Raw genomic sequence first — 15,112 nt, forward strand, 5'->3', positions numbered from 1 at the left:
GAGGCGAAAATATGAATAAATCCATGCTTGCCGTATTGGTCAGTGGCTTGCTGGCTGCCGGAGCCGTGCAGGCTGCCGCTCAGGACAATACCTGGTATGTCGGTGGCAAGGCCGGTTGGTCCAATTACTATGGCGTTGACCACAACCAGTATGCCGAGTCGATTGCCCAGACGTTGGGTAATACCAGCGAGAACACGGATGATCTGGGTCTGGGCCTGTTCGCCGGTTACCAGCTCAACCCCAACCTGGGTTTCGAGCTGGGTTATGACTGGCTTGGCAAATACGACACCACTTCGGGCTCTGGCGCCAATACCCTCAATACCGAAGCCAAGAGCCAGATGATTCAGGCCACCATGAAGATCAGCTTCCCGGCAACAAATGTGCTCGATCTTTATGGTCGACTGGGCGGCGCCTATGCCTGGACGGATAGCGAGATCAGCTTCGCCAATACCAGCGAGACCGGTAAAAAGCATGGCGCTGCCTTCGTTGGTGCGCTGGGTGCCGAATATGCCATCGATCGTGACTGGGCTGCCCGTCTGGAGTACCAGTACACCACGCCGCTGGGAGATGCCTCTCTCGATCGCTCCGGTATCGAGATGGATAACGGCCTGATCTCGTTCGGGATGCTCTATCGCTTCGGTCAGCAAGGTGGCGAGGTCGCTGCTCCGGCGCCCGCTCCGGCCGCCGAACCGGCACCTGTAGCCGTGGTTGAGCCCAAGACCTTCAGTCTGAGTTCCGATGTGCTGTTCGAGTTCAACAAAGCGACCCTGAAACCGGCTGCCAATCAGGCGCTCGATGCCCTGTTCAGCCAGATTGTGGCGGCCAATCCGAAAGATGGTGTCGCAACTGTCATCGGTTATACCGACCGCATCGGCTCCGACAACTACAACTTGGCACTATCCGAGAAGCGGGCCCAGAGTGTGGCCAGCTATCTGGTATCCAAAGGCTTGTATGCCGATAAGGTACGAGTCGAGGGACGTGGCAAGGCCAATCCGGTCACTGGCAGCAGCTGTGCCAGCCGCGCCAAGCAAGAGCTGATCGCCTGTCTGGCACCGGATCGCCGGGTGGAAATCCATCTGGAAGGGGTTTCCCAGCCTGTCCAATAAGCAGAGCGACGGGAGCAATAAATGTAAAACGGGAGGCTTGGCCTCCCGTTTCTTATGGGGTGTTTACGATGTCGAGCCTCAGAGCCCGAACAGCGGGCGCAGGCGAATGCCGATGAGGCTGCCCGCGAGGGCCATCAGCATCCAGACCCAGCCGTGCAGGCTGCCGGAGGCGGTGCCATCAAAGAAACCGCCGAGGTTGCAGGCGGCGTACATGGCGCCCATCCCCATCAACAGGCCGCCGATGATGGAGGCCAGACTGTTGCCGAGCCGCATCGGGGCGAAGTTGCCGCCACCGCTCAGGCTGCGCGCCAGCATGGCCCCCAGAATACCGAGCCAGAACATGCCGACCATGGGGTTGATAAAGAGCGGCTGGGCCAGTTTCGGGTTCCCCTCGAACAGGCCAAACAGGGAGGCTCCGCGCAGCGCCATGTCATAGACGGCACCGGTGATGGTCCAGGCCGAGCCGTGCAGAGCGACCACGGACGAGTTGAGCAGAGCTATGATGATGCCGCCGGTCAGCACGGTGAAGCGGCCATCGCGCCAGAACAGGTTGCCGCCGCTGAAGAGGGGCTTGAGCTCGCCGGTACGCTTGAGTTCGCTGTTGCGAAACAGCAGGAACAGTGCAGCGACCAGCGCCAGGTTGAGCAGCATGCCGCTCCAGATATTGCCGGTCAGGTCCCGGGCCAATACCACATGGCTGGAGAAGGTAGCATCCAGTTCGGGGCGGAACTGGTTGCTGATGAGGGTGCCGATGCCGTAGCAGATCAGCACCAGCCAGAAGCGGGGTTGTCCCTCGCCGCAGCAGTAAAGAGTGCCGGTGGCGCAGACGCCTGCCAGCTGCATGCCGATGCCGAACAGGAAGGCACCGACGATGAAAGGAATGCCGATAGCCATCACGTTACCCACCATGGCATCGCCAAACAGGGCGTGGCTAAAGGAGAGGAAGGTGGTGAACAGCAGAATTTCGATGGCGATGGTGAGCAGGTGAACCCGCACGTAGTAGCTGTTGCGTTTGGTCAGCATTTCGCGCCAACCGAATACGATGCCGAATCGACTGAAGGAGAGGGTGAAGCCGAAGCCGAATCCGATCAGGGCCATCAGAGCCCATTTCATACCAAAGGTGTTGCCAAGCCAGAGTAACGCTCCCCCCGCGATTACCACGATGGGGAGCGACCATTTTCGAGTCATGTCAGTTGATCCTTGCAGTTGGTTTTCAGAGGGGCGGATCCTATTCCCTCATGGAGTCTAATGCTACCCATTTAACCAGTGCAGAGAAAAAGGGGAGCGCTGACTCCCGTCAGCGCCGGGGATCAATGGCGGGTGGTGTCGAGATGGAAGTGGTGAGTCTGCCTAGTCAGGATGCGGGCGTGCTGGGCGACCATGGTCGCCTCTTCGGCGGCCTGACTGGCGCTCTGGTTGGCCTCGGCCGCCAACCGCGACATCTCGCCGACCTGATGGTGGATCCCCTGCACCAGCCTGGTCTCATCGCTCATCAACTGATCGACCTGAGCGATGCGCTGGTTGATCTCCTCGCAGCTCTGCGCGATCCGGGCGACGCTTTGGCGCGCTGTCATCGTGTGAGTGACCGCCTGTTCGACCCGGGCCAGCTCGGTATCCATCTCGCTGGCGGCGCGCAGGCTGACATCCTGGATCTTGCCGATGATGGTGTTGATCTCGGTGGTGGCGCTGCCGGTGCGGGTCGCCAGCGAGCGCACTTCATCGGCCACCACGGCAAAACCGCGTCCCTGTTCACCTGCCCGCGCCGCTTCAATGGCGGCGTTCAGCGCCAGCAGATTGGTCTGCTCCGCTATATCGTGAATGGCGCCCGCCAGCCCGGCAATCTGCTGCGAGAGGCCAGCCAGATCCGAAATGGTATGGGAGACCTGCTTCACTCCCGTGACTTGCCCCCCGATCACCTGTTCCACGGTGTGGATGGCGATCGCCGCCTCTTGTGCCCGCTCTGCTGACTGCAGGGTTTGCTCCCCCACTTGGTGTAGCTGGCTACCCGCCTGTTCAATGGAGTGGGTGAGCTGCTCGATTGCCTGTTCGATATGGTGGGCGGCCCCGACCTGTGCCTGACTGTCATCGGTGTGCCGTTGTGCCATGGCGGTCAGGCTGGTGGCGCGATCATCCAGCGTACTGGCGCTGCGTTGCAGGGACTCCACCAGGGTTGCCAGCTGATCACGCATGGCCCCGATCTGGCGGATCAGCTCGCCGATGGCATCAAGGCCCGGCTCCGGCATGGGGCGGTTCAACTCCCCTTCGGCGATGGCGGCGGTGGCCTTGCCTGCGGCCAGCAGCCGCTGTTGGGTGGGGCGTCCCAGCCAGAAGATGAGCCCAGCCCCCAGCAGTGCAGCGCACAACAGCAGGCTGTAGCAGAGTCGGGTGGTGTTGGCGAGATGGGCCATCTGCTCGGCGGCATACTGGTTGCCGTGGATGACGGTGGCGTCCACCCCTAGCCGGTGGGCGTTATAGAGGGTGTGCAGGCGTGCCGCAATCGCGCCCGCCTGCACCAGATCCCCCGCCTTGATGGCGGGGACAAACTTGTCGTTGAGCAACTGCCAGAACAGTTCCCCCTGCACTTTTTGCTCCCCCAGCAGCAGCTCCCTGAGGGGCTCGTTCAGGCTGCTCTCTTGCCAGAAACGGTTACGGCTCTCGAACTCTTGCTGCAGTCGGGCGAGGGTTTGCAGCAGGGGCTCCCGCTCCTCCGGTTTGGCATGGAGCAGGGTGTAGACCTGCAACTGGGATTCGATGAGGTAGAGGGGCGGCGGCAGAATATCGGCTACCACATCCTTCCCCTGTCCCATCTGATCGGCTGCGCTCCGGACCGAATAAAGCCCGAAAAAGCTGATGGAGATCAGCGTGATAATGACCATGATCCCCAGAATCTGACCAAAAAGCAGGGATCTGTCGTGAATGTGCTTGAGCATGTTGCCTCCATTCGGCTCCGTTCATGGATAGCATAGCTCTCTGGCGGGATAGTGAGACTCGGGTGTGGTCTGTTGATGGCGAGTCGGCTCTGGAGAAGGGGGAGTAGCAGTCTGAAAACCGCCGGTGGCACGAAAAAGAACCCCGGCTGATGAGCCGGGGTCGCTGGTGGTGAGGCGGTGTCAGGTCCGGCTTGGCGCGGCTTTGGCGCTGCGCAGCCCATCCAGACTGAACAGCACCAGCGCGCTCCAGATGCAGGCAAAGGTGAGCAGTTTGTCCATCGCCAGCGCTTCCCCATAGAGGGTGACTGCGAGGATAAACATCAGGCTGGGGCCTATGTACTGGAAGAAGCCCAAGGTGGAGAGCTTGAGCCGGGTCGCGGCGGCGGTGAAGCAGAGCAGGGGGGCCGTGGTGACGGCGCCTGCGGCGATCAGCAGCAGGTTGAGGTGCCAGTCGTTCTGGGTGAGATGGCTGGTGGGACTATCGGCAAAGCCCCACAGATAGATGGCTGCTGGCGGCAGCATGATCATGGTTTCGATCAGCAGACCGGTGAGGGCATCGAGGGCCAGTTTTTTGCGCACCAGCCCATAGATGGCAAAGCTCGACGCCAGCACCAGCGCAATCCAGGGCAAGGAGCCAAAGGCGATAAGCTGGATGGCCACGCCGGCAAAGGCCAGCGCCACCGCCCACCACTGCAGGCGGCGCAGCTTCTCGCTCAGAAACACCATCCCCAGCAGCACGTTGAACAGCGGGTTGATGTAGTAGCCGAGGCTGGCATCCAGCATGTGACCGTTGTTGATGGCCCAGATGAACAGCAGCCAGTTGCCGCCGACGGTGACCGAGGTAAACGCCAGGGTGAGCAACACTTTTGGCTGGCGCAGCACCGCCTGCACCTTGTGCCACTGGCGCCCTGCCAGGGTGAGTACCATCAGCAGCACGCAGGACCAGATCATCCGGTGGGTCAGGATCTCGGCGGCCGGAACGGCAGAGATGGTCTTGAAATAGATGGGGGCTATGCCCCAAAGGGTATAGGCGCACAGGGCGTAGATGACGCCCTGACGCTGGATCTGTTGCGGCATGCGGATGACCTTTACTGAAGCGTTGGATGCGGGAAAACATCGCAAAAAATCAGTGTAGCGATCCTTTTGCGGGGAAAGAAGCGAATAAACGAAGTTTGAGGGATAGGAGGAGTGTGGCTGGCCGGTCAGCCTTTACCGCGGCGGATCTTGTCGACGTCCATCAACAGCCACAACATCAGGGCGATGGCGGAGATCCAGGGGCCCCAGGTCACGTAGGCCTCGCCGTGCCCCAGCACGAAGAACAGCAGGGGCAAACCGATCACCAGAAAAAGTACGCTTCCCAGAAAAAATAGCATTTTTGTCTTTATATTTAACATGTTGGCTTTTTTATCATTATAAGGATTGAGCCCGGTGATGGAAGGCCAAAAATGCAAAAGGGGGATTTCTCCCCCTTTTTGATCCGATAGTGCTGCTTTGTCGTGTTATTCCAGCTGAATCCAGGTGCTTTTCAGCTCGGTGTACTTCTCCAGCGCATGAAGTGACTTGTCGCGACCGTTGCCGGACTGTTTGAAGCCGCCAAACGGCATGGTCATGTCACCACCGTCCCAGTTGTTGACGAACACGGTACCGGCGCGCAGGGCGCGCGAGCCCTTCACCGCCTTGTTGAGATCCGCCGTCCAGATCGCCGCCGCCAGCCCATAGTCGGTGTCGTTGCCCAGCGCAATGGCCTCTTCCAGCGTATCGAAGCCGGTCACCGCCAGCACAGGGCCGAAGATCTCCTCGCGGAAGATGCGCATCTGCGGGGTCACGTCGTCGAAAATAGTGGGTTCGATATAGAAGCCGCCACTCTCCATATTGATGCGGTTGCCGCCCAGCAGTAGCTTGGCCCCCTCCTGCTTGCCAATCTCGATATAGCGCAGCACCTGTTCCATCTGGATGTGATCCACCATGGCGCCGATGCGGGTCGCAGGGTCGAGCGGGTTGGCCGAGATCCACTCGCGGGCATGGGCCAGCAGTCGCTCCATAAATTGCGGCTTGATGCTGTTTTGCACCAGCAGGCGGGAGGCGGCGGTGCACACCTCGCCCTGGTTGTAGAAGATGGCGCCAGCGGCGCTCTTGGCCGCGGCGTCCAGATCCGGCGCATCCGCCAGTATGATGTTGGGGCTCTTGCCGCCGCACTCCATAAAGGCGCGCTTGAGGTTGGACTTGCCGGAGCACTCCACCAGATGTTTACCGATCTTGGTGGAGCCGGTGAAGGTGATGCAGTCCACATCCATATGCATGGCCAGCGCCTCGCCCACGGTATGACCAAAGCCTGGCAGCACGTTGAACACGCCGTCCGGAATACCCGCCTCCTTGGCCAGACCCGCGATACGCAGGGCGGTCAGGGGGGATTTTTCGGAAGGCTTGAGAATGACCGAGTTGCCGGTAGCGAGCGCCGGGCCCAGCTTCCAGCAGGCCATCACCAGCGGGAAGTTCCAGGGCACTATGGCGGCGACTACCCCGAGCGCTTCGCGGGTCACCAGTGCTAGGGCGGACTCCTCGACCGGGGCGACCTGATCGTAAATCTTGTCGATGGCTTCGGCGTTCCAGGCGATACAGTTGGCGGCAGCGGGGGCGTCATAGCCCATGGCATCGCCGATGGGTTTGCCCATATCCAGCGACTCCAGCAGCGCCAGCTCCACCTTGTTGAGACGCATCAGCTCGGCGAAGCGCTGCATGATCTGTTTGCGCTGTTTCGGCGGCAGGCCGCTCCAACGCTTGTCGTTGAAGGCGTCACGGGCAGCCTGTACCGCCAGTTCGGCATCGGCGGCATCGCAGGCCGCCACCTTGGTCAGCAGCTTGCCGTTGGCCGGGTTGATGCAATCGAAGGTGGCGCCATTGACGGCATCCCGATAGCTGCCGTTGATAAAGGCTTGCGAGGGCAGGGTCAGATGGGCGGCCTTGTGTTGCCACTGGGCCAGGGTCAGGTCACTCATGTTCACTCCTTGAACCGGCAAAAGTCAGTTTCCGCGTATCAATATGCTAAACATCCTGCCGCTTGTAAATCCATCTTGTAACAATTCATTAAACATTGCTCCCCTGCCGATGCGCGTCTTAATGTCAGAAACTGGCGGGGGTGTTGGCCGAAATCAGCACGCACTCCTGCTCGCCGCTATTGCGAAAACGGTGGGGGGTGCGGCTGTCAAAGTAGTAGCCATCCCCGGCGCCCAGCAGGTAGATCTGCTCGCCCACGGTCACTTCAACTTCGCCCTTGATGACGATGCCGCACTCTTCACCCTCGTGGCTCAGCATGTCGTCACCGGTGTCGGCGCCCGGTGGCAGCACCTCCTGCAACATGCCGATGGCGCGGTTGGCACGGCTGTGCCCAACCAGCCGGTAGCTGATGGGATGCGTGCCGAGATCCGGCATATCGGCGGCGCGGAAGATCACTTCGGTGCCCATTTCAGTCTCTTCGGTGAAGAAGCTGGCCAGCGACATGGGGATGCCTTCCAGCACCTTGCGCAGGGAGGCGACAGAAGGGCTCACCTGATTTTTCTCGATCTGGGAGATAAATCCGTTGGTCACACCGGAGCGCTTGGCCAGCTCGCGCTGGGAGAGGGCTGCCTTGGTGCGAACCGCCTTGAGGCGGTGACCGATATCCATCTATAGACACTCCTTGACTGTTTACTATTATTAAAATTGTGTTAAATATCTTATACCACCCTGCTGATGCGTCTAGCTAGGGGTGGCACCAGACAGGGCGATAACGGGCCCTTTTTTATGGATTCAGGTGTTTAATTTAATAGGCATTGGCCGACAGTTGCTAAACACCTTAAGGATGAGGTGACCATGAAACCGATCAGCGACATCAATACGCCCTCCGACATGTCCGCGTTCTGGATGCCGTTCACCGCCAACCAGCAGTTCAAGGCGGCGCCGCGCATCCTGAAGTCGGCAGATGGGATGTATTATCACTCAGAGGATGGCCGCAAGATACTGGATGGCACAGCCGGACTCTGGTGTTGCAACGCGGGCCATGGTCGGCGCGAGATTGCCGAGGCGGTCTCCCAGCAGATTTCCCATCTCGATTTTGCCCCCACTTTCCAGATGGGCCACCCCCTGCCGTTCGAGCTGGCCAACAAGCTGGTGGAGATCGCCCCCAAGGGGTTCGGTCACGTCTTCTATACCAACTCCGGCTCCGAGTCGGTCGATACCGCGCTGAAAATCGCGCTGGCTTGGCAGCGGGCCCGCGGTCAGGGCACCCGTACCCGGCTGATTGGCCGCGAGCGTGGCTATCACGGGGTCGGCTTTGGCGGTATCTCGGTGGGGGGGATTCCCGGCAATCGCAAGTGGTTCGGCTCCCTGCTGACCGGGGTGGATCATCTGCCCCATACCCTCAACATCGCTAAGAACGCCTTCACCAAAGGGCTGCCCGAGGAGGATGTGGCGCTGGCCGACGAGCTGGAGAAGATCGTCTTTCTGCACGATGCCAGCAATATTGCGGCGGTGATCGTCGAGCCCATCGCTGGCAGTACCGGCGTGCTGATGCCCCCCAAAGGCTACCTCAAGCGGCTGCGGGAGATCTGCACCAAGCACGGCATCCTGCTGATTTTTGACGAGGTGATCACCGGTTTCGGTCGCCTTGGCTCTCCCTTTGCCGCGCAGGAGTTCGATGTCATTCCCGACATGATCACCTGCGCCAAGGGGCTCACCAACGGCGCCATCCCCATGGGGGCGGTGCTGGTGCAGAAGCACATTTATGACGACATGATGGCGGCAGGAAAGGGGGCTATCGAGCTGTTCCACGGCTACACCTATTCTGGTCATCCGGTGGCTGCGGCTGCGGGGCTCGCGACCCTCGAGATCTATCGCAACGAGAACCTGCTCAGCCGCGCCGCCGATCTGGCGGGCTACTGGGAGGAGGCTGCCCATTCGCTGAAGGGCTGCAAGCATGTGAAGGATGTGCGCAACTACGGGCTGGTGGCGGGTATCGAGCTGGAGTCCATGCCGGATGCGCCGGGCAAGCGCGCCTACGAGGTGTTCGTGCGCTGCTTCGAGAAGGGGGCATTGATCCGGGTGACCGGCGACATCATCGCCCTGTCGCCGCCCCTCATCATCGAGCGCAGCCAGATCGACGATCTCTTCACCCTGCTGCAGGATGCCCTGCAGGCACAACCTTAACCCATTTGATGGCCCCGCACTGGCGGGGTCTTGCGTTGATTTGCTCAGCGCATTTACCGCATCAGTTATCACGGAGGATACATGACATACAGGGTCAGCAACTTCATCAACGGCCAGCCGCAGGAGAGTCGCAGCGAGCGCCAGGGGGCCATCTTCAATCCCGCCTGCGGCAAGCAGCAGGGGAGCGTCGGGCTGTCCAGCGCCGCCGAGTGTCAGGAGGCGATCGCCATCGCCGAGCGCGCCTTTGCCGACTGGTCACAAACCCCGCCGCTGGTGCGGGCCCGGGTCTTTTTCCGCTTCAAGGAGTTGATGGAGCAGCACAGGGACGAGTTGGCCCAGCTCATCAGCGGCGAGCATGGCAAGGTCTTCTCCGATGCGCAGGGCGAGTTGACCCGCGGGCTGGAGGTGGTGGAGTTTGCCTGCGGCATTCCCCATCTGCTAAAGGGGGAGCACTCCCTCAACGTCGGTCGCGGGGTAGACAGCTACTCCATGATGCAGCCGGTGGGGGTTTGCGCCGGTATCACCCCGTTCAACTTCCCGGCCATGGTGCCGCTCTGGATGTTCCCGGTCGCCATCGCCTGCGGCAATACCTTTATTCTCAAACCCTCCGAGAAGGATCCCTCTCTCTCGCTGCGGATGGCCGAGCTGCTCAAGGAGGCCGGTCTGCCTGACGGCGTGCTCAACGTGGTGAACGGTGACAAGGAGGTGGTGGATGTGCTGCTGACCGACCCGCGGGTCGGAGCTGTGTCGTTTGTCGGCTCCACCCCCATCGCCCAGTACATCTATGCCACCGCCTCGGCCCACGGCAAGCGAGTGCAGGCGCTGGGCGGTGCCAAGAACCACATGGTGGTGATGCCGGATGCGGATCTCGATCAGGCGGTCTCCGCCCTGATGGGGGCTGCTTATGGGGCAGCGGGCGAGCGCTGCATGGCCATTTCTGTAGCCGTGGTGGTGGGTGACGAGACTGCCGATGCGCTGGTGGCCAAACTGACGCCGCTGGTGGAACAGCTGCGGGTGGGCCCGGGGCTGGGCCAGAGCCCGGAGAACGAGATGGGGCCGCTCATCAGCAAGGAGCATCTGGCCAAGGTGCGTGGCTACGTGGATCAGGGGGTGGCCGAAGGGGCCGCGCTGCGGGTCGATGGTCGCACGCTGAGCCACGACGAGGGTTACTTTATCGGCGGCTGCCTGTTTGACGAGGTGACGCCAGAGATGCGTATCTACCGCGAGGAGATCTTCGGCCCTGTGCTCTCCATCGTACGGGTGCCGGACTACGAGACGGCGCTGCGGCTCATCAACGAGCATGAGTACGGCAACGGCACCGCCATCTTTACCTGCGACGGCGACACCGCGCGGGACTTCACGGCGCGGGTGCAGGTCGGTATGGTAGGGGTGAACGTTCCCATTCCGGTGCCGATGGCGTTTCACAGCTTTGGCGGCTGGAAGCGCTCCATCTTCGGGCCGCTCAACATGCACGGGCCGGACGGGGTTCGCTTTTATACCCGGATGAAGACGGTGACGGCGCGCTGGCCCCAGAGCCTGCGCAGTGGTGCCGAGTTCTCCATGCCGACCATGAAGTGACGCGCTGGCGCGTGCTCATGGCCTAACCTCTTGCCCTCGCCGGTCAATGATTGGCGGGGGCGAACTCTGTAAAGGAACAACAGATGCGATTGGGAATTCTCGATTGTGACCGGCTCGATCCCGATCTGGCGGATCGTTTTGGCCCCGTTTACTCCGAGATGTTTATCAGGGGCTTTGCGGCCCTGGCCCCCGAACTGGAATTTCGGGTCTGGTCGGCTCTTGATGGGGAGCTGCCGGAGGATCTGCACGAGTGCGATGCCTGGCTCATCACCGGCTCGCGCCACGATGCTTACAGCGATATTCCCTGGATTCAGGCACTGCGGGCGTGGATCCGCCAGGCGCACGATGCCGACGTCAAGCTGGCAGGTGTCTGCTTCGGTCATCAGGTGATCGCCCAGGCGCTCGGTGGCGAGGTGGTGAAGTCTACCAAGGGGTGGGGGCTGGGTGTGTCGGTGCACCCCATGCTGGTAGATGAGCCCTGGATGGCGCCAGCGCGGGATCATATCCGCATTCTGGCGAGCCATCAGGATCAGGTGGCGCTGCTGCCCCCCGGAGCAACCCGGCTGGCGGGCAACGATTTTTGTCCCAACTTCATGTTCCTGCAGGGGAACAACATAGTGGCCATTCAGGGACATCCGGAGTTCTCGGTGGAGTATAACCGGGCGCTGATCGAGCGGCGCCGTGGCCTGTTGCCCGACGAGCGCTACCAGAGCAGCCTCTCCTCGCTGGAGGGGGAGGTGGATTCGGCGACCATGATGCAGTGGCTGCTGCAGTTTTTGGGGATCCTGCCGCTGCGTGCTGGTGCGGCCTGAGCCCGGTTTGTCAGCCACCCCTTCGGATGCTAGATTTTGTAGCAAAATGAAGGATCAAGCGCTGAGATGTCGGGATCGGATGGTACACTGGCCGCCCATGTGGCGGCCTGTTTGTCTGGCTTGATTGCCGTCCCGGCCTGAGCCAAACCTGTCTGAGCCAAACCAGTGTGAGAGTGTGACGCCTTGAAACTACAGCAATTGAAGTATTTGATCGCGATCCGGGACCACAACCTCAATGTGTCCGTGGCTTCCGATGCGCTCTTCACCAGTCAGCCGGGGGTCAGCAAACAGATTGGCCTGCTGGAGAGCGAGCTGGGGGTGCGGATCTTCGAGCGCCGTGGCAAGCACCTGCACCGCATTACGCCGGTGGGGGAAGAGATCATCAAGTGTGCCGAGGCGATGCTCAATATCGAGAGCAAGATTAAGGCGATCTCCCGCGAGTATCTGGACCCGACCGTGGGCACTCTCAACATCCACACGACCCACACCATCGCCCGCTATCTGCTGCCCAAGTCGGTCACCTACTTCACCAAGAAGTATCCTAAGATCTCGTTCCACCTCCATCCGGTGATGTCGGCGAGCAAGGAGCAGATCAGCAAGGGTTACTCCGATTTCTCCATCGTTGCCCACGAGATTGGCTTCGACAAGGAGCTGATCGCGCTGCCCGCCTACCTCTGGACCCTCTCGCTGGTGGTGCCGCAGGATCATCCGCTGGCCAAGGTGAAGAAGCCGACCCTGGAGCAGCTCTGCCACTACCCCATCCTCAGCTACGAGAGTGGCGCCACTGGCCGTCAGGTGCAGGACGAGGTGTTTCAGGCGGCGGGGCTGACACCGAGTTACTACATGACGGTAATGGATGCCGGAGTGATCAAGCGCTACGTGGAGCTGGGCTTTGGCATCGGCATCATCTCCTCGCTGGTGGCCAACGACACCGATAGCCCCGGGCTGGTCTCCATCAATCTGGAGCACCTGTTCAAGCCCTGCCCGGCGCAGATCTGTTTCAGCAAGAGCATCCTGCTGCAGAACTACATGTATGACTTCATCAGCTCCTTCTCGCCCCACCTCACCAAGGAGGTGATCCAGAGTGTGATGCAGCAGCCGAGTCAGGCGCGCATCAACGAGCTGCTGGCCGGGGTGGAGCTGCCCATCTATTGATCCCGATCGGATTCCCGATCGCTGCCGGTTGTCTCTTCTGTCAGGCTGGGCTCTACTCGGGGTTCAGCCTGTCTCTTTTGGGCTATCTCCATCGTCCGAGGTCTCTATGTCCCGCATTCTGCTGCTTGCCAATCTCAACTGTGATCATGTGCTCTCCCTCTCCGAACCGCTGGTGGCGGGGGCCCGGCTGCAATATGTGGATCAGGGACGCAGGTTGGGGGGCGGCGCGGCCAATACCGGCATCGGGCTGGTGTGGGCGGGTCACGAGGTGACCATCGCCTCCCGCATCGGGCTGGACGAGACCGGCGACTGGCTGCTGGAGCAGGCGGCCGGTTACGGGCTGGATTGCAGCCATGTGGAGCGCTTTGGCGGTGAGACCGGCGAGTTGCTGATCCTGGTGGACTCCACCGGCGAGCGCACCATACTGCGCCGCCCGCGGCGTCCCGATCTGCCTGGCGATCTGCCTCTTGATGGGGTGGATTGCCTCTATGTGAACTATCCCGGCACCGCCATCATCAGCTACATGCGCCAGATGCTCGGCAAGAGCTTCGTGGTGGCCCAGTATCCCAAGGGCGGCCAAGCTCGCCGTCCCTGTCATGTGCTGGTGGCCTCCCGCTCCGATCTCGGCGAGGTGAGCGACCCTTGGCAACATGCCCGCCAGCTGGCGGGAGAGCAGCTCGAATGGCTGGTGCTGACCGAAGGAAAGGCGGGTGCCGTGGCCATCCACGGCGATGAGCAGATCCGGGTTGCCGCCCGGCCAGTATCTGTGGTCGATACTACGGGGGCTGGGGATGCTTTCGCTGGCGGATTGATACACGGATTGGCGCGGGGCATGGCCATCAAGGATGCGTTGCAGTGTGCGGTGGACTGGGGGGCGTTTGCCGTCGCCTCCGAGAGCTCCATCCCCTCGGTTGCCCTGAAAAACTGGCTGAAACAACCCCACTGAACCACCTCTTTGACGGTCGATTGAGGGGCGGTTTGCGGGCCATATGGCCGCTGGTCGAAGGGGTTTGGCGAGGGGGACTATTCGGTAGATTTACCCGCCATAAAGCGGGCAAACGCCGGGCTAACCCGGCAAGTTTGCGATCAATCAAAGAAAGTGTCGATTTATGTGCATCTTCATCGACACCCGGTTGTGCTGCTCTTAACCTGTCACTCCGCAACTCAGATTAAGAGACAGGCCCCCCTCTGGCAAACCAATGGGCAAACAGAGGCAAACCGGTTGTCTCCTGCCTCTTAGCTCAATGTTGTCGTCCTGATTCCTGGCTTGTAGTAAGAGGCAAGTGCGACCATGCAACTGACACGATTTACCGACTACGCCCTGCGTACCCTGACCTTCCTGGCGGTTCAGCCGGGGGATCGTCTGTCGACCATTACCGAAGTGGCCGATACCTTCGGCATCTCTCGCAACCACGTGGTCAAAATTGTGCACCAGCTTGGCATCAAGGGGTATATCGAGACGGTACGCGGCAAGCACGGTGGCATCCGCCTCGGTCGCTCCGCGGTCTCCATCAATTTGCGGGATGTGGTGATGGACATGGAGCATGTGCTCTGTCCGGTCGATTGCAAGCGCGAGAACTGCCGTCTCTCCGGTGGCTGCCGCATTCAGGGCATTCTGCGCCGCGCCATGAACGCCTTCCTCGAAGTGCTGGGCGAGTACACCCTGGCTGATGCGGTGCGCGATCCCAACCGTCTCTGCCACCTGCTGGGTATCGAGCAAGAGACTATTGTGACCATGGCCTGACGGTGCGTGGAATATCGAACAAGATGTGAAAGGGGCCTGATGGCCCCTTTTGCTTTTGTACTCAGGTGGTTTTTAGCGACTGCCTGGCTGGCGGATCAGGGTGATGGCGCCGTGCAGGCAGGCGAGGCCACAGGCACCGCAGCCATTACAGGCATCCATATTGACGTTGATGCCGTCGGCGGTCGCCTTGATCGCCTGTTGCGGGCAGGCATCTTCACAGAGCAGGCAGTAGAAGCCCTGCCGTGCCTGACAGCTCTCTTCAATCTGCACCCGGGTCTGCACCTGCCGACCCAGTTGCAGGTCGAGGGCGCCGGTGGGACAGGCTCTGGCGCAGCTGCCGCAGTAGCTGCACTGGCCGCAGGCGAGATCGAGTACCGGGGTACCGGCGATGGGGCTCCCCTCGTACTCCTCCTGGGTGGCCGGTTTGAGCAGACCGCGCGGGCAGGCCTTGAAACACTCGCCACAGCGGGTGCAGAGGGAGAGGTACTGGGACTCCTCGATGGCCCATGGCGGGCGCGCTTCATGGCAAACCACTGCGGGCTTGCGGGAGGCTTGCCAACCTTGTGTCAGCCAACGGAGGAAATAGTGAGTCATGCTCGCCCCTGA

14 protein-coding genes are annotated in these 15,112 nt (G+C 61.1%); 7 read left to right on the plus strand and 7 right to left on the minus strand.

Annotated features, from left to right (window positions below; genetic code table 11):
* Window positions 1–11 precede the first annotated feature (11 nt).
* Window positions 12–1,106, plus strand: a complete 1,095-nt coding sequence (ompA, locus tag OKC42_RS09590; protein ID WP_270819563.1) for a porin OmpA — start codon at window positions 12–14, stop codon at window positions 1,104–1,106.
* 78 nt (window positions 1,107–1,184) lie between these two features.
* Here the strand turns inward: ompA and OKC42_RS09595 are convergent, their stop codons facing one another.
* From OKC42_RS09595 to OKC42_RS09620, 6 genes are all read right to left on the minus strand, one after another.
* Window positions 1,185–2,294 (minus strand): YeeE/YedE thiosulfate transporter family protein, encoded by a 1,110-nt coding sequence (locus tag OKC42_RS09595; protein WP_270819564.1) that lies wholly within the window; start codon window positions 2,292–2,294, stop codon window positions 1,185–1,187.
* Window positions 2,295–2,416: 122 nt separating this feature from the next.
* Complete coding sequence (locus tag OKC42_RS09600; RefSeq protein WP_270819565.1) at window positions 2,417–4,036, minus strand: methyl-accepting chemotaxis protein; 1,620 nt, start codon at window positions 4,034–4,036, stop codon at window positions 2,417–2,419.
* A 180-nt stretch (window positions 4,037–4,216) separates the two neighbouring features.
* On the minus strand, window positions 4,217–5,113 hold the full coding sequence (gene rarD, locus OKC42_RS09605) for an EamA family transporter RarD (RefSeq protein WP_270819566.1): 897 nt from the start codon (window positions 5,111–5,113) through the stop codon (window positions 4,217–4,219).
* A gap of 125 nt (window positions 5,114–5,238) precedes the next feature.
* Window positions 5,239–5,409, minus strand: a complete 171-nt coding sequence (locus OKC42_RS09610; protein ID WP_005341999.1) for a hypothetical protein — start codon at window positions 5,407–5,409, stop codon at window positions 5,239–5,241.
* A gap of 126 nt (window positions 5,410–5,535) precedes the next feature.
* Complete coding sequence (locus OKC42_RS09615; protein ID WP_160882335.1) at window positions 5,536–7,032, minus strand: aldehyde dehydrogenase; 1,497 nt, start codon at window positions 7,030–7,032, stop codon at window positions 5,536–5,538.
* 124 nt (window positions 7,033–7,156) lie between these two features.
* Window positions 7,157–7,699, minus strand: coding sequence for a cupin domain-containing protein (locus OKC42_RS09620; RefSeq protein ID WP_005339643.1), 543 nt, complete (start codon window positions 7,697–7,699; stop codon window positions 7,157–7,159).
* 186 nt (window positions 7,700–7,885) lie between these two features.
* Between OKC42_RS09620 and OKC42_RS09625 the strand changes: the two genes are divergently transcribed.
* The 6 genes from OKC42_RS09625 to OKC42_RS09650 all read left to right on the plus strand — a co-directional run bounded on the left by OKC42_RS09625 (window position 7,886) and on the right by OKC42_RS09650 (window position 14,506).
* A complete protein-coding gene (locus OKC42_RS09625) occupies window positions 7,886–9,217 on the plus strand; it encodes an aspartate aminotransferase family protein (protein WP_042079773.1) in 1,332 nt (443 codons plus the stop codon).
* Window positions 9,218–9,298: 81 nt separating this feature from the next.
* A complete protein-coding gene (locus OKC42_RS09630; RefSeq protein ID WP_270819568.1) occupies window positions 9,299–10,795 on the plus strand; it encodes a CoA-acylating methylmalonate-semialdehyde dehydrogenase in 1,497 nt (498 codons plus the stop codon).
* A gap of 83 nt (window positions 10,796–10,878) precedes the next feature.
* Entirely contained in the window at window positions 10,879–11,607 is a 729-nt protein-coding gene (locus tag OKC42_RS09635; protein ID WP_150390114.1) for a glutamine amidotransferase-related protein, read from the plus strand.
* A gap of 183 nt (window positions 11,608–11,790) precedes the next feature.
* A complete protein-coding gene (locus tag OKC42_RS09640) occupies window positions 11,791–12,762 on the plus strand; it encodes a LysR substrate-binding domain-containing protein (protein WP_270819570.1) in 972 nt (323 codons plus the stop codon).
* A gap of 106 nt (window positions 12,763–12,868) precedes the next feature.
* Window positions 12,869–13,708, plus strand: a complete 840-nt coding sequence (locus tag OKC42_RS09645; RefSeq protein WP_100647089.1) for a PfkB family carbohydrate kinase — start codon at window positions 12,869–12,871, stop codon at window positions 13,706–13,708.
* Window positions 13,709–14,053: 345 nt separating this feature from the next.
* Window positions 14,054–14,506 (plus strand): Rrf2 family transcriptional regulator, encoded by a 453-nt coding sequence (locus tag OKC42_RS09650; protein WP_005339654.1) that lies wholly within the window; start codon window positions 14,054–14,056, stop codon window positions 14,504–14,506.
* Between the two features lie 72 nt (window positions 14,507–14,578).
* On the opposite strand, the gene OKC42_RS09655 is transcribed toward OKC42_RS09650, so the two are convergent.
* Complete coding sequence (locus OKC42_RS09655) at window positions 14,579–15,100, minus strand: ferredoxin-type protein NapF (protein WP_005339657.1); 522 nt, start codon at window positions 15,098–15,100, stop codon at window positions 14,579–14,581.
* Window positions 15,101–15,112: the final 12 nt, after the last annotated feature.

This window comes from Aeromonas sp. Y311-2, assembly GCF_027706025.1.
Lineage (GTDB): Bacteria > Pseudomonadota > Gammaproteobacteria > Enterobacterales > Aeromonadaceae > Aeromonas > Aeromonas veronii.